At 65.6% G+C, this 24,332-nt stretch carries 25 protein-coding genes; 16 read left to right on the top strand and 9 right to left on the bottom strand.

Annotated elements, in window-relative coordinates; all coding sequences use genetic code 11:
- Positions 1-83 precede the first annotated feature (83 nt).
- Positions 84-1,052 (bottom strand): nucleoside recognition domain-containing protein, encoded by a 969-nt coding sequence (locus FHS48_RS17250; protein WP_184265321.1) that lies wholly within the window; start codon positions 1,050-1,052, stop codon positions 84-86.
- Between the two features lie 231 nt (positions 1,053-1,283).
- Between FHS48_RS17250 and FHS48_RS17245 the strand changes: the two genes are divergently transcribed.
- From FHS48_RS17245 to FHS48_RS17230, 4 genes are all read left to right on the top strand, one after another.
- Positions 1,284-1,757 (top strand): Lrp/AsnC family transcriptional regulator, encoded by a 474-nt coding sequence (locus FHS48_RS17245; RefSeq protein WP_184265319.1) that lies wholly within the window; start codon positions 1,284-1,286, stop codon positions 1,755-1,757.
- A gap of 267 nt (positions 1,758-2,024) precedes the next feature.
- A complete protein-coding gene (rpmB, locus tag FHS48_RS17240) occupies positions 2,025-2,315 on the top strand; it encodes a 50S ribosomal protein L28 (protein WP_184265318.1) in 291 nt (96 codons plus the stop codon).
- A gap of 105 nt (positions 2,316-2,420) precedes the next feature.
- Positions 2,421-2,960, top strand: a complete 540-nt coding sequence (locus tag FHS48_RS17235) for a hypothetical protein (protein WP_184265316.1) — start codon at positions 2,421-2,423, stop codon at positions 2,958-2,960.
- Positions 2,961-2,962: 2 nt separating this feature from the next.
- Positions 2,963-3,463, top strand: a complete 501-nt coding sequence (locus tag FHS48_RS17230) for a thermonuclease family protein (protein ID WP_184265314.1) — start codon at positions 2,963-2,965, stop codon at positions 3,461-3,463.
- Positions 3,464-3,501: 38 nt separating this feature from the next.
- Here the strand turns inward: FHS48_RS17230 and FHS48_RS17225 are convergent, their stop codons facing one another.
- The 6 genes from FHS48_RS17225 to FHS48_RS17200 form a co-directional block, all read right to left on the bottom strand.
- Positions 3,502-4,173 (bottom strand): response regulator, encoded by a 672-nt coding sequence (locus FHS48_RS17225; protein ID WP_184265312.1) that lies wholly within the window; start codon positions 4,171-4,173, stop codon positions 3,502-3,504.
- Between the two features lie 117 nt (positions 4,174-4,290).
- Entirely contained in the window at positions 4,291-4,902 is a 612-nt protein-coding gene (locus FHS48_RS17220; RefSeq protein WP_184265310.1) for a hypothetical protein, read from the bottom strand.
- A gap of 167 nt (positions 4,903-5,069) precedes the next feature.
- Positions 5,070-6,020 carry an Hsp33 family molecular chaperone HslO gene (hslO, locus tag FHS48_RS17215; protein ID WP_184265309.1) on the bottom strand — a complete coding sequence of 317 codons (951 nt, stop codon included), beginning with the start codon at positions 6,018-6,020 and terminating at the stop codon, positions 5,070-5,072.
- A gap of 127 nt (positions 6,021-6,147) precedes the next feature.
- Positions 6,148-7,047 (bottom strand): ornithine carbamoyltransferase, encoded by a 900-nt coding sequence (gene argF, locus FHS48_RS17210; RefSeq protein ID WP_184265307.1) that lies wholly within the window; start codon positions 7,045-7,047, stop codon positions 6,148-6,150.
- Between the two features lie 53 nt (positions 7,048-7,100).
- Positions 7,101-8,285, bottom strand: coding sequence for an aspartate aminotransferase family protein (locus FHS48_RS17205; RefSeq protein ID WP_184265305.1), 1,185 nt, complete (start codon positions 8,283-8,285; stop codon positions 7,101-7,103).
- 600 nt (positions 8,286-8,885) lie between these two features.
- Positions 8,886-9,731, bottom strand: coding sequence for an ABC transporter permease (locus tag FHS48_RS17200; protein WP_260402553.1), 846 nt, complete (start codon positions 9,729-9,731; stop codon positions 8,886-8,888).
- Positions 9,732-9,865: 134 nt separating this feature from the next.
- Here FHS48_RS17200 and FHS48_RS17195 point away from each other — a divergent pair, with 134 nt between their 5' ends.
- Positions 9,866-10,498 (top strand): regulatory protein RecX, encoded by a 633-nt coding sequence (locus tag FHS48_RS17195; RefSeq protein ID WP_184265303.1) that lies wholly within the window; start codon positions 9,866-9,868, stop codon positions 10,496-10,498.
- Positions 10,499-10,602: 104 nt separating this feature from the next.
- A complete protein-coding gene (locus FHS48_RS17190; RefSeq protein ID WP_184265302.1) occupies positions 10,603-13,086 on the top strand; it encodes a PAS domain-containing sensor histidine kinase in 2,484 nt (827 codons plus the stop codon).
- Positions 13,087-13,189: 103 nt separating this feature from the next.
- Here FHS48_RS17190 and FHS48_RS17185 read toward each other — a convergent pair whose 3' ends face one another.
- Entirely contained in the window at positions 13,190-13,636 is a 447-nt protein-coding gene (locus FHS48_RS17185) for a c-type cytochrome (protein ID WP_184265300.1), read from the bottom strand.
- A 296-nt stretch (positions 13,637-13,932) separates the two neighbouring features.
- On the opposite strand from FHS48_RS17185, the gene FHS48_RS17180 reads away from it, so the two are divergent.
- The 5 genes from FHS48_RS17180 to FHS48_RS17160 all read left to right on the top strand — a co-directional run bounded on the left by FHS48_RS17180 (position 13,933) and on the right by FHS48_RS17160 (position 18,793).
- On the top strand, positions 13,933-14,520 hold the full coding sequence (locus FHS48_RS17180) for an LOG family protein (RefSeq protein WP_184265298.1): 588 nt from the start codon (positions 13,933-13,935) through the stop codon (positions 14,518-14,520).
- 262 nt (positions 14,521-14,782) lie between these two features.
- Positions 14,783-16,000, top strand: coding sequence for an NADP-dependent isocitrate dehydrogenase (locus FHS48_RS17175; RefSeq protein WP_184265296.1), 1,218 nt, complete (start codon positions 14,783-14,785; stop codon positions 15,998-16,000).
- Between the two features lie 138 nt (positions 16,001-16,138).
- Positions 16,139-16,765, top strand: coding sequence for a FecR family protein (locus tag FHS48_RS17170; RefSeq protein ID WP_184265294.1), 627 nt, complete (start codon positions 16,139-16,141; stop codon positions 16,763-16,765).
- Positions 16,766-16,907: 142 nt separating this feature from the next.
- Positions 16,908-17,510, top strand: coding sequence for a malonic semialdehyde reductase (locus tag FHS48_RS17165; RefSeq protein ID WP_184265292.1), 603 nt, complete (start codon positions 16,908-16,910; stop codon positions 17,508-17,510).
- Positions 17,511-17,680: 170 nt separating this feature from the next.
- Positions 17,681-18,793, top strand: a complete 1,113-nt coding sequence (locus FHS48_RS17160; RefSeq protein WP_184265290.1) for a hypothetical protein — start codon at positions 17,681-17,683, stop codon at positions 18,791-18,793.
- A gap of 71 nt (positions 18,794-18,864) precedes the next feature.
- Here FHS48_RS17160 and FHS48_RS17155 read toward each other — a convergent pair whose 3' ends face one another.
- On the bottom strand, positions 18,865-19,509 hold the full coding sequence (locus FHS48_RS17155; protein ID WP_184265288.1) for an alpha/beta hydrolase: 645 nt from the start codon (positions 19,507-19,509) through the stop codon (positions 18,865-18,867).
- A gap of 449 nt (positions 19,510-19,958) precedes the next feature.
- Here FHS48_RS17155 and cysE point away from each other — a divergent pair, with 449 nt between their 5' ends.
- The 5 genes from cysE to mnmA all read left to right on the top strand — a co-directional run bounded on the left by cysE (position 19,959) and on the right by mnmA (position 24,214).
- Entirely contained in the window at positions 19,959-20,702 is a 744-nt protein-coding gene (cysE, locus tag FHS48_RS17150; protein WP_260402552.1) for a serine O-acetyltransferase, read from the top strand.
- Between the two features lie 102 nt (positions 20,703-20,804).
- Positions 20,805-21,263 carry an Rrf2 family transcriptional regulator gene (locus FHS48_RS17145; protein WP_184265286.1) on the top strand — a complete coding sequence of 153 codons (459 nt, stop codon included), beginning with the start codon at positions 20,805-20,807 and terminating at the stop codon, positions 21,261-21,263.
- Between the two features lie 33 nt (positions 21,264-21,296).
- Positions 21,297-22,400, top strand: coding sequence for a cysteine desulfurase family protein (locus tag FHS48_RS17140; RefSeq protein ID WP_184265284.1), 1,104 nt, complete (start codon positions 21,297-21,299; stop codon positions 22,398-22,400).
- Positions 22,401-22,521: 121 nt separating this feature from the next.
- The gene (locus tag FHS48_RS17135) at positions 22,522-22,854 is read left to right on the top strand and encodes a ferredoxin family 2Fe-2S iron-sulfur cluster binding protein (protein ID WP_184265282.1); all 333 of its coding nucleotides are present in this window, start codon (positions 22,522-22,524) and stop codon (positions 22,852-22,854) included.
- 196 nt (positions 22,855-23,050) lie between these two features.
- Positions 23,051-24,214, top strand: a complete 1,164-nt coding sequence (gene mnmA, locus FHS48_RS17130; protein WP_184265280.1) for a tRNA 2-thiouridine(34) synthase MnmA — start codon at positions 23,051-23,053, stop codon at positions 24,212-24,214.
- Positions 24,215-24,332 lie beyond the last annotated feature (118 nt).

Genomic DNA, 24,332 nt, shown 5'->3' with positions numbered 1-24,332 from the left:
TCCGGCCCATGGAGCTTTGATTTTAACAGACAGCCCCGGTGCCTGTGCGCCGGGGCTGTTGCCATTGTGTGGCGGGGTTGTAATCAGGTGGCGGGCTGAGCGGCGGGGCGGAACACCCAGCGGCGGAAGGTGCCGTCCGGCAGGCGGTGGACCACCCGGGCCAGAACGGCCATCACCAGCACCGCCAGCAGGAAGCGGCTGACCAGAATGCCGGACCAGTGGCCACCCATGGCCAGCAGCAGGGCGGTATCCTCAATCAGGCTGTGGCAGATCGACATGAACCAGACCGACAGCACCACGTCACGTTCCGGCAGGTGTCCGGCGCGGGCTTCGGCGATGATCAGGCCGCCGCCGTAGGTCAGGCCCAGCAGGGCACCGACCATGGTCAGCGGTCCGGCCACCGGCGACATCCCCATCAGGCTCAACACCGGTTGCAGCAGCCGGGTCAGGAAGGCGGTGACCCCCAGCAGGTCCATCAGCCGCAGCACCACCAGCAGCACCACGATCACCGGAAAGATCATCAGCAGCGACTCGGCGGAGTCGATCGCCCAGTACAGCCAGTCATCGGAGGGCGGCGCGGCGCTGGCGATCATCACCGTGCCGGGTTCCTGAAGGATGCCTGCCGCCTGATAGCCCAGATGCAGCAGGGCCCCGTGCAGGATGGCAAACCCGACCCGCAGCAGCAGGGTCAGGGTCAGGCTGGCCCCGGCCTTCTGGGCCACCCGCAGTTCCACCGGCAGGTTATGGGCGGCCAGCATCATACAGGCGAGGACGGTCAGGTCGGCGGTGGACAGATCCAGCGTCGGCAGCAGCCCCAGCAGGACGGCGATGCCGCCGTAGATGCCAATCAGGCAGGTGGTGGCAAACACCAGACCGGTGGCGGCGGGCAGGCCGACCACAGCCATCACCGGGGCAAAGACCACCCCCATCAGGTCGATCAGGCCGAAGTGGACGGCGATTCGCACCAGAATCATCACCGGAACCATGATCTTCAGCAGGGTCCAGAACAATCCGGCGGACTGGGTGGCAATCATGCGGGTAAAGGACAGCATCAGGCGCACCTATGCAGGGAAAGGGGGCAGGATCCGGTGACGGGACAGCAGTGGTGGGCTGACGGCCGGTTCTGTCGGGGAGTCAGGAGTCGGTCGGCCGCAGGCCGGAGACCCGCCGTGTCTGAAAAGGCTCCGGCAGCCAGAGTTGTATCCGGGAACCCCTGAAAAGGGTGGTCAAACTTTGCGCTATGATGAAATATTCTGTCAGAAAATAAATATTTCTGGTGAAAAATGGCATTAGACCGACTCGACCACCGAATTCTCGAAATCCTGCAACAGGATGCGGGGCTGACCAACGCCGCGCTGGCCGAACGGATCGGCACGTCGCCGTCGTCCTGCCTGCGCCGGGTTCAGCGTCTGCGCGACTCCGGAGTTCTGCGGAAAACCGTGGCACTGGTGGATCCGGCGGCGGTGGGCCGGGGACTGACCGCGCTGGTGGAGGTGATGCTGGACCATCATGGGGTGCCGCAGCGGCAGGACTTTGTCCGTCGGGTCCTGCTGGAACCGGCGGTGACGCAGGCGTGGGCGGTGACCGGTGACCCGGATGTGATGCTGATGATGCACCTGTGCGACATGCAGGAATATCAGGCGGTCTGTGACCGGCTGTTCGGGCATGACCCTAACGTCGTCAAGTTCCGCTCGCTGTTCGTCATGGAGACATACAAGGCAGAGACAGCGGTTCCGCTTGGAGTCGCCCCTGAATAACCCGGCGGGGCCCGGCAGCGGACAGGGTTTGCCGTCATGAAAAAGGCCCGGATGTGTTCCGTCGCAGGGCCGGGACCGGTGGTTTTTGAAGACATGCCGGGGGCGACTCCTGTAAAACACCGGCTTCCACCGCGAATACAGCCGCAGTGGAGCGGGGTTCTCCGGAGATGGTTCCGGTGATTTCACTTGACGGGGCGGGCCTTGATCTATATCTACCGCGCTTCCTGAACCGAGTTTCATACCGAATTTGCAGAAGAGGATAGGATCATGGCTCGTCGTTGCGTCGTGACCGGCAAAGGCGTTCAGACCGGTAACAACGTCAGCCACGCCAATAACAAGACCCGCCGGCGTTGGCTGCCCAACCTTCAGGTGACCTCTCTGGTCTCCGAAGCCCTGGGCGAAACCGTTAAGCTGCGCGTGTCGACCAATGGCCTGCGCACCATCGAACACCGTGGTGGCATTGACGCCTTCCTGCTGGGCACTGCTGCGGTCGATCTGCCGACCGACCTGCGCCGCATGAAGAAGCGCGTCGAAGCTGCCAAGGCCGCTGCGGCCTAAGCTTTCTGCTCGGTATTCTGATTACAGGGTCCGCACACTGGCTGTGCGGACCCTGTTGTCATGTCTGCCTGCCGGAACGGGGCGGGGCGCGGAAAGGACAGGGGTATGGTGCAGACACCGACACTGGCAGATCATCCTTTTTTTACCGAAGGGGTCATCTGGTCCGCTATCGGCCATTATGTCGAGGAGGGCGGTCGGGTTCTGCCTGCGGTGGGAAGCTACCGTCTGCGTCGGGCGACGCCGGAGGATGCCCGCCTGACCGGGGTTTCCCTGTCGGAAGACGATCCGGAGGATCTGCCGGAGGCCCCGGCATACTGGCGGCTGGATGTCGATCTGCGGCTGGTGCTGGTGGATGGCGAGCATTCGGCGTGGCGGTCGGTGATGCTGATTGATGAGCCGGACAATGCCGGGCGGGATGCGTTCTGGTCGTGGCACAGCCTGACCATGGGTGATGTTTCCGGGCATTTCTGTGCCGTCGGCGACAGTTTTCTCAATCAGGCCTTTTCAGACGATGGCGTTTATGGCCTGACCGAGTGCTTCCTGCTGGCGGAAGAGGACGGGGCTTATCTGGTGCGGGGGGCGGTGGCGCGGGAAGGACAGACCATCGGTGCCTGGGCGCTGGAACTGACGCTGGCGGAGGGATGAGGATGCGGAGTCTGGGGTGTCTTGCGGTGGTTGCGCTGCTGTTCGGTGTGCTTTCTGATGTTCCGGCGCAGGCGGCTGGCAAAGTCACCGGACGGGCCCGGGTTCTGGATGGCGATACGGTGGCCATCGGCAAGCAGAACATCCGGCTGCGGGGGATCGATGCCCCCGAGCGCGAACAGCTGTGTAAGCCGCTGTCCGGCGGGACGGCGGCCTGTGGGCGTCAGGCGGCGACGGTGCTGAAAATGCTGATCGCCGACCGCCCGTTGATCTGCCGGATCATCGAGGAAGACAGTTACGGCCGGAAGGTCGGATTCTGCGCGGTCGAGGCCCGGGGCAAGGACCCGGCGCAGGAGCTGAACCGGGCCATGGTCCTTCTGGGCTGGGCCGTCGCCTACTGGACCGATGATTTCAAAGATGAAGAAAAGGCCGCCAAAGCGGCCGGGCGTGGCCTGTGGGCCATGCGGTTCCAGCCGCCGGAGGACTGGCGCAAGTCACACCGGTAAGGGGGGCGGTGGTCGGTCTGTGTCCACGGGCCTGAGGGTCAGGCCTGATCATCCGGGGTGACGCCAAGGCGGCTGGCGGCGACAACGGCACCGGTGCGGTTGGAGACCTTCAGGGCCTTCAGGATACTGGTGACGTGCAGCTTGACGGTGCCTTCGGCCAGACCGAGCGTGAAGGCGATGTCCTTGTTGCTGCGGCCCTGTCCGATCAGGGCCAGAACCTGCCGCTGACGCGGGGTCAGGGTGGACAGCACGTCTTCCGGGGTCTGCGGCACCGGGCGGTTGGCAGCCGGTGCGGTGCGGGCGATGGCAGAGGCATGCTGGGCCCCCAGCACTTCCGGCGGCAGATAGACGCCGCCTGACAGCACCAGACGCACGGCGGACAGCATCACCTGTGCCGAAGAGGTCTTGGGGATAAAGCCTGAGGCACCGAGGCTGACCGCCTCCAGCACCAGCTTGCGGTCGTCGCTGGCCGACAGGATCACCACCGGAATTTCCGGGTGACGGGACTTGAGCAGGCGCAGGCAGTCATTCCACGGCATGCCCGGCATGACCAGATCAAGCAAAACGATATCGACTCCTTCTACAAGGCGGATCACCGCTTCGTCGAAAGAGCAGGCTTCAAGGGCGGTCAGATCTTCCGTCAGGTCCTGAAGGACCCGCTTGAGACCGGCACGGAACAGCCCATGATCGTCGGCGATCAGTACGCGCACCCGCAGCGTCTCCTTTTCCAAAATCTGTCCCCACCCAATGATTATACACAGCAAACGGAACGGGCGGCACGAAAATCGTGCCGCCCGTTGAAATTCTTTACAAACTTTTATGGTTGATCAGCGCAGGAGGTAGTCCGAAAAGTACTGACGCACCCCGGTTTCCATCTGCTGGTCAACGTCGCGCATCAGCTCCTCCACCAGATCGAACCAGATCTGCTCACGGTCGGCGAGGGAGGCCTTCTCGTTGATCGAGCGGGTCCGCCAGGCGGAGGTGAAGGCTTCGGCCTTCACCCGGCCATCCGGACCGCGCATTTGCAGCACGACGTTGGCCTTGGCGTCGTATTTGGCTTCCTGATCGTCGGTGAAGAAGCCGACGACACCCTTTTTGGTGTTCAGGCGGGTTTCCACCACCGACGCATCGCGGATTTCCACCACCACGGTGTCAGTCCCGGCACCGGTGGTGTGCAGGCGGTCCTGCACCCACTGGCGGATTGCCCGTTCCGGCGACACCGGCATCAGGTGTTCGACGTTGGGGTTGCGCAGCGGCGAGACGTAGGTGGTCTGGATCCGCGGGCCCTGTGCCGCGACGTTCAGCGGCGGCAGGTTGGTGAACCGCAGTTCCGGGGTGCCGCGCTTGGGCGGGCCTTCGGTGGCGCAGGCGGCCATGGTCACGGCCACCAGCATCAGCGCCAGCGGGCGGAGGAGAGAAGACAGGCGGGGAAAGCGCATGGATCGGAACGTCCTGTGCAAAACGGGTCAGCCAACCGCCGGAAGGGCGGTCTGAAGGGGAAGCCGCCTTACGCGGCTGTATTTTAAGTCGCCGCGTTGCGCGGCAGAATTTTAACCGGCCGCCTCATGCGGTTGTATTTTAAAAGGCCGCTTCACGCGGTACTGTTTTAAGAGGCCGCCTCACGCGGCAGGGCCGCCAGATCGGCATCGGTGAACACATAGTCGGTCGAGCAGAACTGACAGACGACACTGACAGTGCCGTCATCTTGGCGCATCTCGTCCAGACTTTCGACGGTAAAGGTGGCGAGAGTGTGTTCCACCCGCTCGCGGGAGCAGCGGCAGCCGAAAGCCAGCGTCTTTTCAGCGGAAAGGCGCAGCTCTTCCTGATGGAACAGGCGGTACAGCAGGTCCGGCCCCGGCAGGGTGTTATCCAGCAGTTCGGTGGCGGTCAGGCTGCCCAGCAGCACCACGGCGGTGCGCCAGGCGTCTTCCGCCTCCTCTTCGTCCTGCATCGGGCTGTCGGTGCCGCCATGCAGGGGCATGCGCTGGATCATCAGGGCCCCGGCCTGCCAGTGACCGTCTTCGCCCTGCGGCGGGCGGGAGGCCACCTTGATCGTGGTTTCGAGCTGCTCGGAAGAGCGGAAGTATTCGTGGATGCATTCGGTCAGGGTGTGGCCGGTCAGCTCGACGATACCCTGATAGCGGTCGGTGTTGTCCCCCTGATCGACCGTGAAGGCCAGATAGCCGGTGCCCAGCAGCGCCTGCACGCTGACTTCGGCATCGGTTCCGGCGTCATCCAGCCCCGGGGCGTCGGCATCAAAGGTGGCACAGGCACGCAGCATCCCGGCGGAGGTGACATCGGCCACCAGTTGCCGCACCGGGCCGGAGCCCTTGGCCTGTAGGGTGAACACGCCGTCAAACTTCAGCGCGTCGGCCAGCGTCACCGCCAGCGCGGCGGTCTCGGCCAGCAGGCGGGACACCTGACGCGGATAGGCGTGGCGGCTGAGGATCTCTTCCGCCGCCCCCGAGACCCGCACCAGACGGCCACGGGCCGCACCGTTGTGCAGCAGGAAGGGCAGGGCGAAATCAGCGGTCTGGTGGGTATGCGGCTCAGTCATGATGGTCATCTCGGGGGCTGGGGCACAATCGGGGACGGTTCTTAACAGGGGAGAGCGGAAAAAGCAGTCAGCCTGCACGGCGGGCCGCACAGGCTGAACAGCAGGACTGCATATAGGGCAGGATGCCTTACACCGAAAGACACCACGCGAGGATGCCCTTCTGGACATGCATGCGGTTCTCGGCTTCGTCCCACACCACGGAATTGGGGCCGTCGATCACCGCGTCCACCACTTCCTCGCCACGGTGGGCGGGCAGGCAGTGCATGAACATGGCGTCTTTCTTGGCCTTGGCCATCAGGGCTTCATTGACCTGATAGGGGCGCAGCAGATCGTGGCGGGCCCCGGGTTCAAAGCCCATCGACACCCAGCAGTCGGTGACGACGATGTCGGCCCCGTCAGCCATCGCCATGGCATCGGTGCCTTCAAGCACTGCGGCCCCCTGTTCGCGGGCCCAGGCGATGATCCGGGCGTCGGCGCGCAGTTCTTCCGGCCCGGCGATGCGGAGTTCGAAGCCGAAGCGGGCGGCGGCCTGAATCCACGAATGGCAGACGTTGTTGCCGTCCCCGGTCCACAGCACGGTCTTGCCTTCGATCGACCCGGCACCGTAGCGGTCTTCGTAGGTCTGGATGTCGGCCATGATCTGGCAGGGATGGGTTTCGTGGGTCAGGCCGTTGATGACCGGGACGCTGGCATATTCGGCCAGTTCCTCGACCTTCACCGGGTAGTCGGTGCGGATCATGATGGCATCGACAAAGCGCGACAGCACGCGGGCGGTGTCGGCAATGGTCTCGCCATGGCCGAACTGGCATTCCGTTCCGGTCAGAACCACCGTTTCGCCCCCCAGCTGCCGCATGCCGACTTCAAACGACACGCGGGTGCGGGTGGACGGCTTCTCGAAAATCATCGCCAGGGTCTGGCCGTTCAGAGGTCGCTCACGGGTGCGGCGCAGCTCGGTGGCCCGGGCCAGAATGGTGCGCAGGGTGGCGGTGTCCAGACGGTCGATATCGAGAAAGTGCTTGATGGTCATGATCGTTACAGTACCCCGCCCTTGCGGGCGGGCTCCCTTTTTGAGAGAGGGGCTTACGCGGCCCCTCCGGCTGACAGGGCGGCGCAGGCCCCGTCCAGTTTTTCAATGGCGGCGGCGATTTCGGCATCGCCGATGGTCAGCGGCGGCAGCAGGCGGACCACATTGTCGCCCCCGGCCACGGTGACCATGCCCTGTGCGTGCAGGGCTTTCACCAGATCGGAATTGGTGACGGCACACTTCAGGCCGATCATCAGCCCCCGGCCCCGGACTTCGGTGATGACGCCCGGATATTTGGCAACCAGTGCTTCCAGCTTCGGCCACAGCACGGCGGCGGTGGCATTGACCTGATCGAGGAAGCCGGGGGCCAGCACCACATCCAGCACGCCGTTGGCGACAGCCATCGCCAGCGGATTGCCGCCGAAGGTGGAGCCATGGCTGCCGGCGCCCATGCAGGCGGCGGCCTTTTCGGTGGCCAGACAGGCCCCGACCGGGAACCCGCCGCCCAGCCCCTTGGCCACGGCCATCACGTCGGGGGTGATGCCGGTCCACTGGTGATCGAACAGCTTGCCGGTGCGGCCGACGCCACACTGCACTTCGTCAAACATCAGCAGCAGGCCGTATTCGTCGCACATGGCGCGCAGGCCGCGCAGATAGTCGGCGGAGGCCGGGGTGATCCCGCCTTCGCCCTGAATCGGTTCCACCAGCACGGCGGCGGTTTCCGGGGTGACGGCGGCGCGGGCTTCGTTCAGGTTGCCGAAGGCGACATGGTCAAAGCCTTCCACTACCGGGCCGAAGCCTTCGAGATACTTCTGCTGTCCGGCAGCGGCCAGCGTTGCCAGCGTGCGGCCATGGAAGGCGTTGCGGGCGGTGATGACCCGATAGCGGCCATTGCCCTGCGACTGCTGGTAACGGCGGGCGATCTTAATCGACAGCTCCAGTGCCTCGGCCCCGGAATTGCAGAAGAACACGGTGTCGGCAAAGGTGTTGGCCACCAGCCGCTCCGCCAGTTTCTGCTGGCCGGGGATGTGGAACATGTTGGAGGTATGCCACAGGGTGGCAGCCTGATCCTGAAGGACCTTCACCAGATGCGGATGGGCATGGCCCAGCGCGTTGACGGCGATGCCTGATCCGAAATCAAGGAATCGTCGACCGTCCACCGTGTACATCCAGGCACCTTCGCCCCGCTCAAAGGCGAGGTCGAACCGAGCATAGGTGGGCATGACAGCCGGGATGGTCATCGCTTTCCGTGTCCTCAACAGGGGGATCGGTGGGAAGTCAGTGGGGCAATGCCCCGATACGGTGAAAAGATCCCCGGAAAGCGCGGGATTGTGGGGGGTTGACGGGGTCTTGTCAACGGACAGCCCATGACAGCGGCGGCGGTCATGGGCTGGATTTGATGGGCCGGGAGGGTAAGAAAAGGTTGGGGAGGGGGAGGGGGCGGATGGTTTTGTGTCCCGACAGAGCGTTTCGCCCGGCCTTTGAGGGTCGTATCTCCATCGTGTTCTTGGAGGCCCCTGCGGGGCCGACTGGGCCATTGAGGCCCCGTGCCCACATGGGCACGTGAGGCAAGGGCGCGGATGCGCCCGCCCGCCGACTGAGGGGCCAAACATACAAGGGGCCCACCAAAAAAGCGGAGCGCAGCGACTGGCCCATTGAGGGCCCGCGCGACCGTTCGCGCGTAAGCCAAGCGGACGGATGTCCGCGCCCGGCGATTGAGGGACCCACCAAAAAAGCGGAGCGCAGCGACTGGCCCATTGAGGGCCTGTCCGCCCGTGCGGACGTAAGCCAAGCGGACGGATGTCCGCGCCCGGCGTGTGAGGGACCGAAAAAGAAGGCCGTTAGGCCTTCAGCTTATAGCCCGACCGCACCAGCACATAGCACAGCAGCATCAGCACGGCGTTGGTGGCGGCAACCACGATCAGCCCGGTGACCGGCAGGGCGGAGTCATGGCCGATGAAGCCATAGCGGAACCCGTCAATCATGTAGAAGAACGGGTTGATATGGGCGAGGAAGCGGAAGGATTCCGGCAGGCGGTCGATGGAATAGAAGGTCCCGGACAGGAACGACAGCGGGGTGACGATGAAGTTGGTGATCGCCGCCATGTGGTCGAACTTTTCCGACCAGACTCCGCCCAGCGTGCCGAGCAGGCTGAGGATCAGGCTGGCGCCGACGGCATGGAACAGGATGTAGCCGATGTGGTGAATGTGCAGGGTGACGAAGGGCAGCATGCACACACCGACCACCAGCCCGACCACCAGCCCGCGGGTGACACCGCCGAGGGACAGGCCCAATGTGATTTCCAGCGGCGACAGCGGCGGCATCAGCAGGTCGACGATGTTGCCCTGCACTTTGGCAATGATGACGGAGCTGGAGGTGTTGGCGAAGGCGTTCTGCACCATCGTCATCATGATCAGCCCGGGGGCGAGGAATTCCAGAAAGCTGACCGGTCCGGCCATCCGCACGTCACCGCCCAGCGCCAGCGCGAAGATCGCCAGAAACAGCAGCGATGTCACCACCGGGGCGGCGATGGTCTGTAGCCAGACCTTGATGAAGCGGCGGACTTCCTTCAGATACAGTTCCCACAGGCCCAGCCAGTTGACGACGCCAAGGCGGCGCGGCTGGCACAGCGGTTCGGTGGCAAGGGCGGTCAGCCGGGGTTCCGGCGGCACGGTGTTGGCGGACATGGACGGCAGCTCTCGTTTCGGATCCGGGGTCAGGGCCAGCATATAGGGCGGGCCGGGACCGGACCGCCAGAGGAAAAGGACCCCATGTGGAAAGGCCTCCCTCTGGTGTAAGGCCCATGGGAGAATAGCAACGGATGGCGCAGACAGTGCAGACAAATGACAGCGGACGCAAGCCGGAGACAGATGGGGCAAAACGGGCGGTAAAGGTGCCGCGCAAGGTCTCCCCGGCGTCCCTGCGCAATGCCGCCCTGTATTATTTGCAGCGGTTTTCCGCCAGCCGGTCGGCGGTGGCGCAGGTGCTGCGGCGGAAGGCCCGGCGGTCGCTGGACCATCACGGCGGTGATCCGGCAGAGGTGGAGGGCTGGATTGAGGCGCTGCTGACCGATCTGGAACGGCTGGGGCTGCTGAATGATCAGGCGTTCGCCGAAGGGCGGGTCCGCAGCCTGTCCGGGCGGGGGACTTCGCAGCGGGGAATCCGCATGGCGCTGGGCCGGAAAGGGGTTGCCGCCGAGGTCATCGATCAGGCGCTGGAGCGGGTGGCCGAGGAAACCGGGGTAGAGGATCCGCGTCTGCGCGATCTTCAGGCGGCCGCCGCCTATGCCCGCCGCCGCCGTCTGGGGCCATGGCGGGATGGCGCGGCGCGGGAAGACCGGCGGGAACGGGATATGGCGGCGCTGGCCCGGCAGGGCTTCAGCCATGATATCGCCCGGCGGGTGATTGATGCCGACAGTCCGGACGCTCTGGACGATGAAATCGCCGGTGGATAACCGCCGTCAGGCGGGGAAAGCGGTTGTGCCCGATTCGCCGCCTGTGGTTTTCTGGCGGCGCGGTACCACGGGGCTGCGGACGGTGTGGGGAAACGGGTGTTCTGATGGAAAGCGCTCTGGAATTTCAGGAAAGCACCCCGCCGGGGATCTGGATGCGGCTGCTGGCCCTGCTGATGCCCGCCGCCAGCGGCGAGGGCATGGTCTCCGCCGTGTCCGGGCTGGTGGTGCTGCTGCCGCCGTTGCTGCTGATCCTGTGGTGGCAATGGTTCCGCCGTCGCCGGGCCGATGAGACGGTGGTCCGTCTACAGGATCGCTCCGTTCTGCTGGACCGGGCGCTGGATACCGCGCCGGATGGCTGGTTCCTGTGGGCGCGGCCTGCCGCTCTCCCGGCGGACGGGGCAACCCCGGAAGACGACAGCCTGCTGGCCGGGGGGGACTGCTCGCGGCGGCTGGCGGTGATCCTGTCGCTCTATGCCGGGCAGGCTTCCACCATCCGGGACTGTCTGGATGCCTTTGTTGAGGCGGATTCCCTTCGGCTGCGGGCGGCCCTGCTCGGGTTGCGGCGGCAGGGGGAGGGCTTCCGCATGACCCTGCTGCTGCGCCCGTTTGATGATGGTGACCTGCGCCGCTGGGTGCAGGTGCGCGGGATCCGGGCCTTTGATGGCGACGGGGTGCCGCAGGGGGATGTGCTGTGGGTCCGCGATGTGACGGAAGAGGAAACGGCGGCCCGTCTGGCGGAGGACGAGGCCCGTGTCTGGCGGCAACAGGCCCAGCAGGTACAGGATGTGCTGGATGCCCTGCCGCTGCCGGTGTGGCGGCGTGATGCTGACCTGCGGGTGGTTTCGGGGAACCGGGCCTTCCTGCGGGCGGTGGAAGCTGCCGGCGAGGAGGATCTGCAACACGCCGAGCGGGAACTGGTGACCGGATCGGAAGCGCGGGAGCTGCGGGCCCTGGCCTCGGCGGCGCGGGCGGCGGGCGAGGCCCGTTCTGCCTCCTTCCATGTGGTGCTGAACGGGGCGCGTCGCCTGATGGATGTGCGGGAGATCCCCTGCACCAGCGGGGATGAGGGCACGGTGACGGTCGGGCTGGCGCTGGACCAGACCCGGGCGGAAAGCCTGCGCCTGACGCTGGAACAGGAAGCCGCCAGCCATGCGGCGGTGCTGGAACGTCTGGGCACCGCCATCGTGATCTATGGGCCAGACACCCGTCTGCGGTTCCACAACACCGCCTTTGCCCGGCTGTGGGGGGTGGATGACAGCTGGCTCGACAGCGAGGAACCGACCTACTCCGATGTGCTGGACGCCCTGCGTCAGCGCCGAAAACTGCCGGAGGTGGCTGATTTTCCGGCCTTCAAGGAACAGGAGCTGTCCCGCTTCAAGTCCCTGCTGGAACCGTTTGAGGACCTGATGCACCGCCCGGATGGCAAGACCCTGCGCCGGGTGGTGGCCCCGCATCCGCTGGGCGGATTGCTGGCGACCTATGAGGACGTGACCGACCGTCTGGCGCTGGAGGCCAGCCTGAAGGAACTGGTGGCGGTGCAGCGGGAAACCATCGACCATCTGCGGGAAGCGGTGGCGGTGTTTGGCGCCGATGGCCGCCTGCGGCTGTCCAATCCGGCGTTCCGGGCATTGTGGGCGGTGTCGCCCGATCTGGCGGAAGCCGCGCCGCTGCTGGCCGACCTGACTGCCGCCCTGCCGGAGGAGTACCGTGAGGCGGCGGCGTGGCAGGATGTGCGGGCGCTGGTGACGGCACCGCCGTCAGGCCGCACCCTGCGGCAGGGCCGCCTGAGCGGCGGGGCCGGGCGCTGGCTGGATGTCACCGGGGTGCCGCTGCCGGATGGGGCGGTGCTGGTGATCCAGCTTCAGGCGATGTCCCGGCTTCCGGCGGCGGAACCGACGGTGGCGGGTCTGTCGGCGTTTCTGACCGGTCTGGCGGAGGAGTTGCGGGCCCCGCTGACCACCATCCTTGGCTTCTCGGAAATCCTGTCCGCCGGATATTACGGCAGCCTGAATGTCCGGCAGACGGACTATGTGGCCGGGATTGCCGATGCGGCCCGGCTGGCCGGGCAGATGACCGGGGCCGCCGCCGATCTGCTGACGCTGGAACAGGATGTGGCGGCCCTGCCCGCCGATGAGGCGGAGATCCAGCCTCTGCTGGCGCGGGTGCTGTCGGACTGCCGGGAGCCGTTCCGCCAAAAAGGGGTGATCCTGCACTTTGACTGCGATCCGCAGACCGGGCGGGCCGCCGCCGCCCCCGAGGCGGTGGAGCGGGCGGTGCAGACGATGATGCTGACGGCGCTGTATTTCACTCCGGCGGACGGGCAGGTGACGCTGGCGGTGCAGCCGGATCCGGAGGAAGGGCCGGGGACGGTCCTGATTACGGTGGCGGATACCGGAATCGGCCTGACGGAGGATGAGCAGGCGGTGATTGATGATCCGTTCGGGACGGCGGGGTCCCTGAAGGCTTCGGTGCTGCCATTGGCCGGGGTACGCCGTCTGGCCCGTCTGCTGGGCGGGGATCTGGAGGTGGTCTCGGTGCGCGGAGAGGGAACAACCCTGCACCTGCGCCTGCCGCGTCACGCGGACTGACAGGCGGACGTGCCTCTGGCGGGCAGAACAGGACAGCGCTGAAAAAAACAGGGCCGGAGTGTTCCGACCCTGTCTTTTGGAAGCCTGTTTCTGGGGGTAAGGCTTACTTCTTCACACGGAAGTTGTCGTGGCAGGACTTACAGCTCTTGCCGATGTCGCCGACGGCGGCGCCGATGGCGGACTGGTCCCCGGCAGCGGCGGCGACAGCCAGGGCGTCAGCCTTGGTGCGCAGGCTTTCGAACCCGGCTTCAACCTTGGCCCAGTCAGCCCAGACGTCCGGCTTGGCGGTCGATTCGCTGGTCTGGGCCTGAGTTTTGAAGGCACCCGGCGCCAGGGCGGCGGCGGCGGACAGGCCCTTGGCATGGGCTGCCAGCTGATCTTTGTTGGTGACGTCGCCCTTGACGATCGCGGCGATGGAGTTCATGTGGGCGCCCATGATTTCCATGTTCTTCTGCCGGTACTTGACCACATCGGCATCGCCGGCGAAAGCGGTGGCGGCAGTGGTGGCCAGCAGGGCTGCGCCAAGGGTCAGGGCCTGGATAACACGCATGACGGGATACTCCGGGATTATTATAAGGTTTGGTTGGGCCGCGCCGCAGGCCTTCGGGCTGCTTCAGGCAACCTCTGTTGGTAAGGGGCGAACGGGGCAGCAGCAAATCACGAAACAGTGAGCAGCATGAACCGGAGATGAACCCCATTGCAATGCAGCAGTGATCGTAAGCCGTTCTGATCGCATGGCAGGCTGCCGACGGGCTGTCTCCGGGCTGTGCCTTGACAGACCGGGAACCGCCCCGCGATTGTGCAGGGCACCAGATCAGTGCGGATTTGAGACAAGGATCAAAGAGAATGCCGGAACTGCGGTCATTGTGTGTGTTCTGTGGGGCCTCGCCGGGGGCTCTGCCTGCCTACGCCGACGAGGCGGCGGCGCTGGGCCGTGCCATGGCGGAGAACGGCGTGCGGCTGGTCTACGGCGGCGGCGGCATCGGTATCATGGGGGTGGTGGCCCGTGCAGTGCTGGCGCATGGCGGTGAGGTGGTCGGCATCATCCCCGAGCACCTTCAGACGGCGGAAATCGCCCTCGATGGCCTGACCGAGCTGCATGTTGTGCCCGATATGCATACCCGCAAGCGCATGATGTTCGAGCGCAGCGATGCCATTGCCGTTCTGCCCGGCGGATTCGGCACGCTGGATGAAACCTTCGAGATCCTGACGTGGAAGCAGCTCAACCTGCACGCCAAACCGGTGATCGTGGTCAATACCGCCGGATACTGGGACGGTCTGCTGACCTTCTGCCGGTCGATGCTGGAGGCCGGGTTCATCCGGGAGAAACATCTGGGGATGTTTTCGGTGGTGGACAGTGCCCCGCAGGCCTTGCAGGCGGCGCGGGATCTGCTGCCCGTCTCTGCCCCGGCGGCCCGGCCGGAGCGGTTCTGATCCCGGTCCGGTCCGGGATTTTGGCTCCGTTTGCCTCAGCCTGCCCCTTTGGGCAGGCTGATCCCACCCATGCCAAAAAACCATTCCGTCTTGCATCAGCGCCGCCTTGTGCATAATGTGCGGCGTCCGAGGCATCGAACCGGTGCCGGTGGTGACCATCCGCAGGGGGCAGGGTGTCTGCCCCGTCCGGGTGGGCATATCGGGGCGCACCCCGGCGGATTTCAGCTCTGAACCTGCTTCACCTCCACAGGGGCCTGACCACATGAGCAAGATTAAGGTTGCCAATCCGATCGTCGAACTCGACGGCGACGAGATGACCCGGATCATCTGGCAGTTCATTAAGGACAAGCTGATCCTTCCGTACCTCGATGTCGATCTGAAGTACTACGATCTGGGCATCGAAAAGCGCGACGAGACCAACGACCAGATCACCATCGACTCCGCCAATGCGATCAAGCAGTACGGCGTCGGCGTGAAGTGCGCCACCATCACCCCGGACGAGCAGCGCGTCGAAGAGTTCAAGCTGAAGAAGATGTGGAAGTCCCCGAACGGGACCATCCGTAACATCCTCGACGGCACCGTGTTCCGCGAGCCGATCATCTGCAAGAACGTGCCGCGTTACGTTCCGGGCTGGACCCAGCCGATCGTCATCGGTCGTCATGCCTTCGGTGACCAGTACCGCGCCACCGATTTCCTGGTGCCGGGCAAGGGCACCCTGACCATGAAGTTCACCCCGGAAGACGGTGGTGAGCCGGTTGAGTACGAAGTGTTCAAGTTCCCGGGTGCCGGTGTCGCCATGGGCATGTACAACATGGATGAATCCATCCGTGGCTTCGCGCGCTCCTGCTTCAACTATGGTCTGCTGCGCAACTGGCCGGTGTACCTGTCGACCAAGAACACCATCCTGAAGGCCTATGACGGCCGCTTCAAGGATCTGTTCCAGGAAGTCTTCGACGCCGAATTCGCCGCTGAGTTCAAGGCCCGTGGCATCACCTACGAACACCGTCTGATCGACGACATGGTCGCCTGCGCCATGAAGTGGTCCGGTGGCTTCGTCTGGGCGTGCAAGAACTATGACGGGGACGTGCAGTCCGACACCGTCGCCCAGGGCTTCGGCTCGCTGGGCCTGATGACCTCCGTGCTGCTGAGCCCCGATGGCAAGACCGTCGAGGCCGAAGCCGCCCACGGCACCGTCACCCGCCACTACCGCCTGCACCAGCAGGGCAAGGAAACCTCCACCAACCCGATCGCCTCGATCTTTGCGTGGACCCGTGGCCTGAAGTTCCGTGGCGAGTTCGACGGCACTCCGGATGTGGTGAAGTTCGCCGAAGCGCTGGAAGCCGTCTGCGTCGAAGCCGTTGAATCCGGCAAGATGACCAAGGATCTGGCGATCCTGATCGGCCCGGAACAGCCGTGGATGACCACCACCCTGTTCCTGGAAGAGCTGAACGGCCGTCTGCGCCGCAAGATGGGCGCGTAAGCCCCCATCGCCCTCCGGGTGCGCCCGGGGGCGGCTCAAAAGTCTGTGAGGAGAGGCCCGCGGCCGTGCTGCGGGCCTTTTCTTTTGGGGCTGGAGTCTGTCTAATCTTGGCCAGCAGTCAGGCAAAGGAGCCACAGCGTGACCATAGGACGAAACAAAGCGTGGGGGGCCGTGGTGGCCGGTCTGGTTCTTGTGCTGATGGCCTGTGCCCCGGCACAGGCACGGGAGAAGGTCGGGACTGTCGTCAAAACGCAGGGGGAGGTCTCGGCGGCTTTTGAAGGCAAGACCCGGCGGCTGGCACCGGGGGCGGAGCTGTTCAAAGGCGATACCCTGCTGACCGGTGGGAAGGACAGCCGGGTGCAGGCCCGGCTGGAAGATCAGTCGGATCTGACGCTGGGCGGGAATGGCGCGATGACGCTGGATGATCTGGTGGTCGGTCCGCCCGGTACCACGCGGGAGGTGATGAGCCTGCTGAACGGGGCCTTCCTGCTGGTGGCCTCACCGACGCCGGGGGCGGTGATCCGGACGCCGGTGGCGACGCTGGGGATCCGGGGGACTCAGTTCTGGGGCGGTCCGCTCGACGGGGCGCTGGATGTGTTCCTGCTGGAAGGCAAGGTCGAGGTACGCAATGCCGACGGCAGCGTCCTGCTGGATGCGCCGGGGCAGGGGACCGTGCTGAAGGGCAGCGGCGCCCCGGGTGGGGTACAGGTCTGGGGACCGGACAAGGTGGCCCGGGCGACGGCGACCGTTTCGTTTGCGCCGTGATGCCGGGGTTCCGGGCATGAGGCGGGGGCGGTGATGCAATTGTTTCCGCCACCGAGACAGTGTTGTAACCGGCGGCCCTCTGGCACGTCGCCGGAGTTTGAGGCATCACTGAGGGCATGTTTTCTCTGACCGGATTGAGGCCATGACCCAGACCGCCAGCCGCCCCGTTGATGCCGCCGCCCTTGATACCCTGTTCCTTCAGGCCCATACCCACAATGCATGGCACGACCGGCCGGTGGATGATGCCACCCTGCACCGCCTGTGGGATCTGGCCCGGATGCCGCCGACGGCGGCCAACACCCAGCCGGCCCGGCTGCTGTTCGTGCGCGGGGCGGACGCCAAGGACCGGCTGCGTCCGACCCTGTCGCCGGGCAATGTCGATAAGACCATGGCGGCTCCGGTGACGGTGATCGTGGCGCAGGATCTGGAATTCTACGAAAAGCTGCCGCAGACCTATCCGCAGACCGATGCCCGCAGCTGGTATGTCGGCAAGCCGGAGGTGATCGCCGACAACGCCACCCGCAACAGCACGCTACAGGCGGCCTATGTGCTGCTGGCGGCGCGGGCGCTGGGGCTGGATACCGGACCGATGACCGGTTTTAATGCCGATGCGATCAAGGCCGCTTTCTTCCCGGACCGGCCATGGACCGCCAACATGCTGATCAATATCGGCTATGGCGATCCGTCCGGGATCCGTCCGCGCAATCCGCGCCTGTCGTTTGAAGAGGCCTGCGAAATCCTGTAACCACGGCACTCGCGGGGCGGGTGCGAATCCGTTACACTGGGACCGGCCGCTGAGAATAGCGGCCGGTCCGGTGCTTTTTCAGGGCTGCCTTTGCGGCGGCGCGGAAAAGAACCGGGAACCGCCGCCCCGGGCTGTCCGGGTGCACAGACCCGGACAAAAGGCAGAACGCCATGGCTTCGCAGGTCCCGTCCAACCCCTTTGCCGGGGGGGATGATTATTTCACGCTGCTGCGCAAGGCCCGGCAGCGCCGTTCGTCCGGTGCCCGGCTGTCGGTGATGGAGCTGACCGGGTTGACCGAGACCCAGCGTAAAGCCCTGATACAGGCGCAATCCCTGACCGACCGGTTTGAGACGGAACTGGATATCCGCCAGAAAGCGCTGGACGATGCCCGCAAAGCCCGCCAGCAGCAGACGGTGACCGACCGCCGTAAGGCGGAGCAGGAGGAGGCGGCCCGGAAACTGGAAAAAGCCCGCAAGGAAATGGAGCGCCTGAAAACACAGGCGCAGGCTGCCGCTGCTGCCGGGGATGTGGAGCGGGCGCGGTCAATCGCACAGGCGGTCAAAGGCGTGCTGCGGGATATCAGTTCTGCCCTGCGCACCCTGCACGGCGCATCAGCCACAGCCTTCCTGACCGGAGCATCGGGGGGAGGCGGCAGCGCCGGGGCCTCCGGCAGTGACCCGGCACAGGCCCGGACGGCGGGGGCCGAGGCACAGGCGACGACATCCACCGCCGCCGTATCCCCAGAGGCCGGAGCTTCGGCGTCCGGAGCTTCCGTTTCTGGCGAGGACGGGCAGGCACAGGCCGCCGCCACCGCAGGGCAGGATCTGAACGGGGATGGTGCCGTCGATGCCTCTGAACGGCAGGCGGTACAGCAGCAGGCAGAGCAGGCGGGGGCACCGTCTTCCGGCACCGATGGCCGTCAGGCGGCGGGCTCAGGGGTCGATCCGGTGCTGATTGAAGGGCAGGGCGAAGCGGCCAGGGCGGTGGCGATTGCCCGCCAGATCGTGGCGATTCTGCGGGCGATGCGGCCGAAAAATCCGGCAGGAGCCGAGGCGGATGCGTCGCCGGAGACGGGCATCGGGAAGCAGCCCGCGCAGACACAGCGGGCGGAGGAGACCGGGGCGACGGGGGATGGCCCGGACCCGGCGGCGGACCGACGCCCGGAACAGCCGGAGCAGGGCCGTGGCTATCGGGGGGTGGTGGAACAGATGTCGGCTGATGTCGAAGGTCTGGCCCTCGGCCTGATCGTCACCAGTGGCCAGACCCTGAATATTCAGGCCTGACAGTCCCTGACTGAAAACAGCAACAGGCCCGGCGGAAGACCGGGCCTGTTGCTGTCTGCGCTGGAAGCGGCTTACTTGCGGCCGAGCGACCGGGCGACGTAGTCATCCACCACAGCCACCATCGGGTCGAGGTGGTTGTTGAAGAAGTGGTTGGCCCCGTCCACCGGGCGGTATTCGACGGTGATGTTCTTCTGGCTCTGGAGTTTGGTGGCCAGCTTCTGCACCGCCGCACCGGGTACGATTTCGTCCCCGGTGCCATGCACGATCAGGCCCGAGGACGGGCAGGGCGCAAGGAAGGTGAAATCGTAGATATTGGCCGGGGGGGCAACGCTGACGAACCCGGCAATCTCCGGGCGGCGCATCAGCAGCTGCATGCCGATCCATGCCCCGAAGGAAAAGCCTGCGACCCAGCACTGGTCGGCATTGGCGTTCAGGCTCTGCATCCAGTCCAGCGCCGAGGCGGCATCGGAGAGTTCGCCCTGACCGTTGTCAAAGGCCCCCTGCGAGCGGCCGACGCCCCGGAAATTGAAGCGCAGCACCGAGAAACCGCGGCGGGCGAAGGCGTGGTACAGGTTGTACACCACCTTGTTGTTCATGGTGCCGCCATGCTGCGGATGCGGATGCAGGATCAGCGCAATCGGGGCGTTTTCGGCCTTGGAGTGGTGATACCGGCCTTCCAGTCGGCCCTCGGGGCCGTTGAAGATGACTTCTGGCATGGATTCTGGGTTCTTCGCGCGGTGATCAGAAAAAAGACGGAACCATCGGTGGGCACCCGAATCCGGTCGGGCGGCCCCGGCCCGGGTCAGGCACTGAGAATAAAGGCGACCCCCGCCGGATTGACAAGGGAAAGCCTGCAAACAATATACCCCCTCAATCTTGACCGCTTTTGTCGGAGATCCTATAGTGTCCTTAAGACTGGAAGGGCTAAAGCGGCCGGGCAGCAATGCCACAGGGTCCGCGGTGGTCCGCTTCAGTCCGGTCGGTGGATCTCCTGCAGAAAGGCGGTGGCCTGTCGCGGGGGGTGACCAAGTATCCCGCATCGGTATCCGGTGCCGGTATCCGTTCCGGGCTGGTCTGCTCCTGCCTGCGGTCGGATCTCCGGTCCCCGGGCCGGGGTGAGACCGGCGCATACTAGCACATCACCAGCCACGGATATCAACCGGATATGTTTCTGACCCACCTGAAGGAAGACATAGACACAATTCTGGCCCACGATCCGGCTGCCCGGTCGCGGCTGGAAGTGCTGCTGTGTTACCCGGGTGTGCATGCAATCATCGCCTACCGCGCCGCCAACTGGCTGTGGCGGCAGGGCTTCCGGCTGCTGGGGCGTCTGGTGTCGCATCTGGCGCGGATGGTGACGGGAATCGAGATCCATCCCGGCTGCACCATCGGGCGGCGGGTGTTCATCGACCATGGCACCGGGGTGGTGATCGGGGAAACCGCCGAGATCGGCAACGATGTCACCCTGTATCAGGGGGTGACGCTGGGCGGTACCTCGCTGAACCGGGGCAAGCGTCACCCGACCCTGCGCGACGGGGTGATTGTCGGGGCCGGGGGGCAGGTGCTGGGGCCGGTGGTGGTCGGTGAAGGGGCCCGCGTCGGTGCCAATGCGGTGGTGCTGACCGATGTGCCGCCGGGGGTGACTATGGTCGGGATTCCCGGCCGCCCGGCCGTGCCGAAGGACCGTGGAAAAGCGGAAGAGTTCTGCGCCTATGGCGTGGTGCGGGATGAGCTGCCTGACCCGGTGATGCGGGCCATGGATGCCCTGCGCGATCAGATCGCCGTGCTGTCGGCACGGCTGGAAGAGATGGAAAAGACCGGGATGGATGGCGCGGGGATGCCCCCGCCGGAGGCCGCCGATGCGGTGGCCGCCGTTTCCGGACCGGAGAACGGACAGCGGGTGAACTGACGGGCCGGTGCGGCCCGGACACACCGCGACACCAGAATGACCGCCTCAGGGTTTTGCCTCCGGGCAGGCCGGGCACAGACGTTTTATGAAGGAGCTGACCACGTGAGACTGAGCACCAAGGGGCGGTATGCCGTGATGGCCATGGCGGATCTCGCCTGCAATTCCAGCGGCAAGCCGGTGGCGCTGGCGGATATCGCCGAACGGCAGGAAATCTCCCTGTCCTATCTGGAACAGCTGTTTGGCCGCCTGCGCAAGGGCGGACTGGTGAAAAGCGTGCGGGGTCCGGGCGGTGGCTACCTGCTGTCGCGCCCGTCGTCGGATATGCGGATTTCCGACATCATTCTGGCGGTCGATGAACCGATCCAGACCACCCGCTGTACCCCGGGCAGCCCGGCCGGCTGCCACAACAACAAGGGCCGCTGTATGACCCACGACCTGTGGGAAGAACTGGGGAACCAGATCTACCTGTACCTCAGCGCGGTCAGTCTGGAGCAGGTGGTGGAACGCCGGGTGCTGGGCACCAGCGGCCTCTTCCGTGACAGCGTTCCGGCAGCGGAATAACCGCATCTCCTTCACCGGTTCCGGACTGCGGCTGTGATCCATTACCTTGATTATAACGCCACCGCTCCGGCCCGCCCGGAGGCGGTGGCTGCCGTGACCGCCGCGCTGTCGGTGCCGGGCAATCCGTCCTCGGTGCATGGGGCGGGGCGGGCGGCGCGTGCCCTGATGGAAGACAGCCGGGACCGGGTGGCGGCGCTGGCCGGGGCCAGCCCCCGGCAGGTGATCTTCACCTCCGGCGGCACCGAGGCAATGGCGCTGGCCCTGAACGGCTTTGCCGGGCGCTGTGTGCTGATGTCAGCCATTGAGCATCCCTGTGCCCCGGCCACCGCCCCACAGGCGGAACGGCTGCCGGTCGGGGCGGATGGCCTGCTGGATCTGGTGGCGCTGGAAGCCCGGCTGTCCGATCCGGCCCGGCCAGCCCCGGCGGCGCTGGTGGTGATGCTGGCCAACAATGAAACCGGGGTGATCCAGCCGTTGCCGCAGGTGGTGGCGCTGGCCCGGGCCCATGGCTGCGCGGTGATCTGCGATGCCGTACAGGCGCTGGGCAAGATCCCGGTCAGCTTTGCGGCGCTGGATGTCGATTTTCTGGTGATCTCCGGCCACAAGATCGGCGGACCACAGGGAATCGGGGCCCTGATCGCCCGGGTGGCAGAGCTGGTGCCGCCGCTGATGACCGGCGGCGGGCAGGAACGCGGCAAGCGGGGTGGCACTCAGAACTTGCCGGGAATCGCCGGGTTTGGTGCGGCGTCGTCGGCGGTTCTGGCCCATGGCGCTGAAGAACAGGGTCGTCTGGCCGCCCTGCGCGACCGGCTGGAGGCCGGAGTGCGGGCGCTGGCCCCGTCGGCGGTGATCTGGGGCGTGGACAGTCCGCGTCTGCCCAACACCAGTTGTATCGGTCTGCCCGGCGTGGCCCAGCAGCGGCAGATTATGGCGCTGGATCTGGCCGGAATCGCGGTCTCCGCCGGGTCGGCCTGTTCCTCCGGCAAGCTGGAGCCCAGCCCGGTGCTGCGGGCGATGGGGGCCGATGAGGGAACCGCGCGGGAGGCGATCCGGGTCAGCTTCGGCTGGGCCAGTACGGAGGCTGATGTCGATGCCTTCCTGACCGCCTATGCCCCGCTGGCGGCGGCGGCGCGGTGACAGGCGTCCGGAGCGGGGCTGCCATCGCGAAACAGGAAAACGCTTGCCGCGACGGTGACCTCAGGCTATCCATTTCTGCACTGCAAACTTGTCACACAATCATGGTGGGAGAGGACCAAGAATGCCGAAAATGACCTTCGTCAGCCCGGACGGAAAGCGCCACGAGGTTGAGGCGCCGGAGGGTCTGTCGGTGCTGGAAATCGCCCACCGCAACGACATGGATCTGGAAGGCGCCTGCGAAGGCTCGCTGGCCTGCTCCACCTGTCACGTCGTGGTTGACCCGGACTGGATCGACCGTCTGAAGGACCCGACCGAAGATGAGGAGGACATGCTGGACCTCGCCTTCGGTCTGACCAAGACCAGCCGCCTTGGCTGTCAGATTCTGATGACCGGTGATCTGGACGGTCTGGTCGTGCATCTGCCGGAAGGCAGCCGCAACGTCCTGAAGGACTGACCGGATCCGGTCATCCGCTGATGATGCAAAACGCCCGGCCCGTTGGTGCCGGGCGTTTTGCGTTTCCCGGGCCGGGAGCGGGGGGCTTTTCATTTCCGAGTGATGCGCTTATGTATGGCGGATCAGCCGCCGTCCGCCCTGTTTCAGCCCGCAGTCTGCACCGGGCGTGGATGGCTTTTGAGAGTGGACCCCCGACATGACGTTTTCCCCTGACCTGACCGCCCCCGGTGACGGCACCGCCGTTTTCACCCCGGATCTGCTGGATCTGCCCGCTGATGCCGCCAACACCCGGGTGGTGGTGGCGATGTCCGGCGGCGTGGACAGTTCCGTCACCGCAGCGGTGCTGAAAGAGGCCGGGTATGACGTGGTCGGCCTGACCATGCAGCTCTATGACGCCGGGTTCACTGTCGGGCGGGGCAAAACCTGCTGTGCCGGTCAGGATATTTATGATGCCCGCCGCACCGCCGACCATCTGGGAATCCCCCATTACGTCGTCGATTACGAATCGACCTTCCTGAAAGACGTGATGGACGCTTTTGCCGATTCGTATATCGCCGGGGAGACCCCGGTGCCCTGTGTGCTGTGCAATCAGACCGTTAAGTTCCGCGATCTGGTGCAGGCGGCGCGCGATCTGGGGGCGGCGGCGCTGGCCACCGGCCATTACGTGCGCCGGGTGGCTACTCCGGCCGGGGCGCAGCTGTGGCGGGGCGGTGACCATAACCGCGACCAGAGCTATTTCCTGTTCACCACCACGCAGGACCAAATTGATTTCCTGCGGTTCCCGCTGGGGCACCTGAGCAAGGATGAAACCCGGGCGATTGCCCGCCGCCATGGGCTGGCGGTGTCGGACAAGCCGGACAGTCAGGATATCTGTTTTGTCCCCGACGGTGATTATGCCCGGGTGGTGCGGGAGCTGCGGCCCGGTGCGTCCGGCCCCGGTGAGATTGTCCATGTTGATGGCCGGGTGCTGGGCCACCATGACGGCATCATCCATTACACCGTCGGGCAGCGCCGGGGGCTGGACCTCGGCGGCCTGCCGGAGCGGCTGTATGTGGTCGGGGTCGATCCGGATACCCGCCGGGTGATCGCCGGGCCGCGCAGCGCACTGGGGCGCGACCGCTTCCGGCTGCGGGCGGTCAACTGGCTGGGGGCGCAGCCCCTGAGCGAGGAGGACGGCACCCGGGTGACGGTCAAGGTCCGCAACAGCTTCCGTCCGGCGGCGGCGACGGTGTTTTCCGGGTCGGACCGGACGGCGGAGGTGATTCTGGATGCCAGCGTCGATGGCGTCGCCCCCGGTCAGGCCTGCGTGTTCTACGATGGTGACCACATGCTGGGCGGCGGCTGGATCATCCGGGGGTAAGCCTTCCTGCGCCGCAGATATGCTAGAGCATCGAGCCTTTAATCTGATACATATCCTGCATGCTTGAGGTAATTCCAGCATTCGTCGGGAGAGTAGAGATCGCAGATGCTGCCGACGG

Source organism: Novispirillum itersonii (genome assembly GCF_014205675.1).
Classification (GTDB): domain Bacteria; phylum Pseudomonadota; class Alphaproteobacteria; order Rhodospirillales; family Rhodospirillaceae; genus Novispirillum; species Novispirillum itersonii_A.
This window is presented reverse-complemented; position numbering and strand designations above follow the sequence as displayed.

Excerpts from the sequence above, each read along its gene's own strand:
- FHS48_RS17155 (WP_184265288.1), bottom strand. The coding sequence starts at position 19,509 with ATGCCAGAAGTCATCTTCAACGGCCCCGAGGGCCGACTGGAAGGCCGG.
- FHS48_RS17195 (WP_184265303.1), top strand. The coding sequence starts at position 9,866 with ATGGCGCAGACAGTGCAGACAAATGACAGCGGACGCAAGCCGGAGACA.
- FHS48_RS17160 (WP_184265290.1), top strand. The coding sequence starts at position 17,681 with ATGGCTTCGCAGGTCCCGTCCAACCCCTTTGCCGGGGGGGATGATTAT.
- FHS48_RS17245 (WP_184265319.1), top strand. The coding sequence starts at position 1,284 with ATGGCATTAGACCGACTCGACCACCGAATTCTCGAAATCCTGCAACAG.
- cysE (WP_260402552.1), top strand. The coding sequence starts at position 19,959 with ATGTTTCTGACCCACCTGAAGGAAGACATAGACACAATTCTGGCCCAC.
- FHS48_RS17190 (WP_184265302.1), top strand. The coding sequence starts at position 10,603 with ATGGAAAGCGCTCTGGAATTTCAGGAAAGCACCCCGCCGGGGATCTGG.
- hslO (WP_184265309.1), bottom strand. The coding sequence starts at position 6,020 with ATGACTGAGCCGCATACCCACCAGACCGCTGATTTCGCCCTGCCCTTC.
- FHS48_RS17165 (WP_184265292.1), top strand. The coding sequence starts at position 16,908 with ATGACCCAGACCGCCAGCCGCCCCGTTGATGCCGCCGCCCTTGATACC.
- FHS48_RS17205 (WP_184265305.1), bottom strand. The coding sequence starts at position 8,285 with ATGACCATCCCGGCTGTCATGCCCACCTATGCTCGGTTCGACCTCGCC.
- argF (WP_184265307.1), bottom strand. The coding sequence starts at position 7,047 with ATGACCATCAAGCACTTTCTCGATATCGACCGTCTGGACACCGCCACC.
- FHS48_RS17235 (WP_184265316.1), top strand. The coding sequence starts at position 2,421 with ATGGTGCAGACACCGACACTGGCAGATCATCCTTTTTTTACCGAAGGG.
- FHS48_RS17135 (WP_184265282.1), top strand. The coding sequence starts at position 22,522 with ATGCCGAAAATGACCTTCGTCAGCCCGGACGGAAAGCGCCACGAGGTT.
- FHS48_RS17250 (WP_184265321.1), bottom strand. The coding sequence starts at position 1,052 with ATGCTGTCCTTTACCCGCATGATTGCCACCCAGTCCGCCGGATTGTTC.
- mnmA (WP_184265280.1), top strand. The coding sequence starts at position 23,051 with ATGACGTTTTCCCCTGACCTGACCGCCCCCGGTGACGGCACCGCCGTT.
- FHS48_RS17230 (WP_184265314.1), top strand. The coding sequence starts at position 2,963 with ATGCGGAGTCTGGGGTGTCTTGCGGTGGTTGCGCTGCTGTTCGGTGTG.
- FHS48_RS17175 (WP_184265296.1), top strand. The coding sequence starts at position 14,783 with ATGAGCAAGATTAAGGTTGCCAATCCGATCGTCGAACTCGACGGCGAC.
- FHS48_RS17220 (WP_184265310.1), bottom strand. The coding sequence starts at position 4,902 with ATGCGCTTTCCCCGCCTGTCTTCTCTCCTCCGCCCGCTGGCGCTGATG.
- FHS48_RS17180 (WP_184265298.1), top strand. The coding sequence starts at position 13,933 with ATGCCGGAACTGCGGTCATTGTGTGTGTTCTGTGGGGCCTCGCCGGGG.
- rpmB (WP_184265318.1), top strand. The coding sequence starts at position 2,025 with ATGGCTCGTCGTTGCGTCGTGACCGGCAAAGGCGTTCAGACCGGTAAC.
- FHS48_RS17200 (WP_260402553.1), bottom strand. The coding sequence starts at position 9,731 with ATGTCCGCCAACACCGTGCCGCCGGAACCCCGGCTGACCGCCCTTGCC.
- FHS48_RS17185 (WP_184265300.1), bottom strand. The coding sequence starts at position 13,636 with ATGCGTGTTATCCAGGCCCTGACCCTTGGCGCAGCCCTGCTGGCCACC.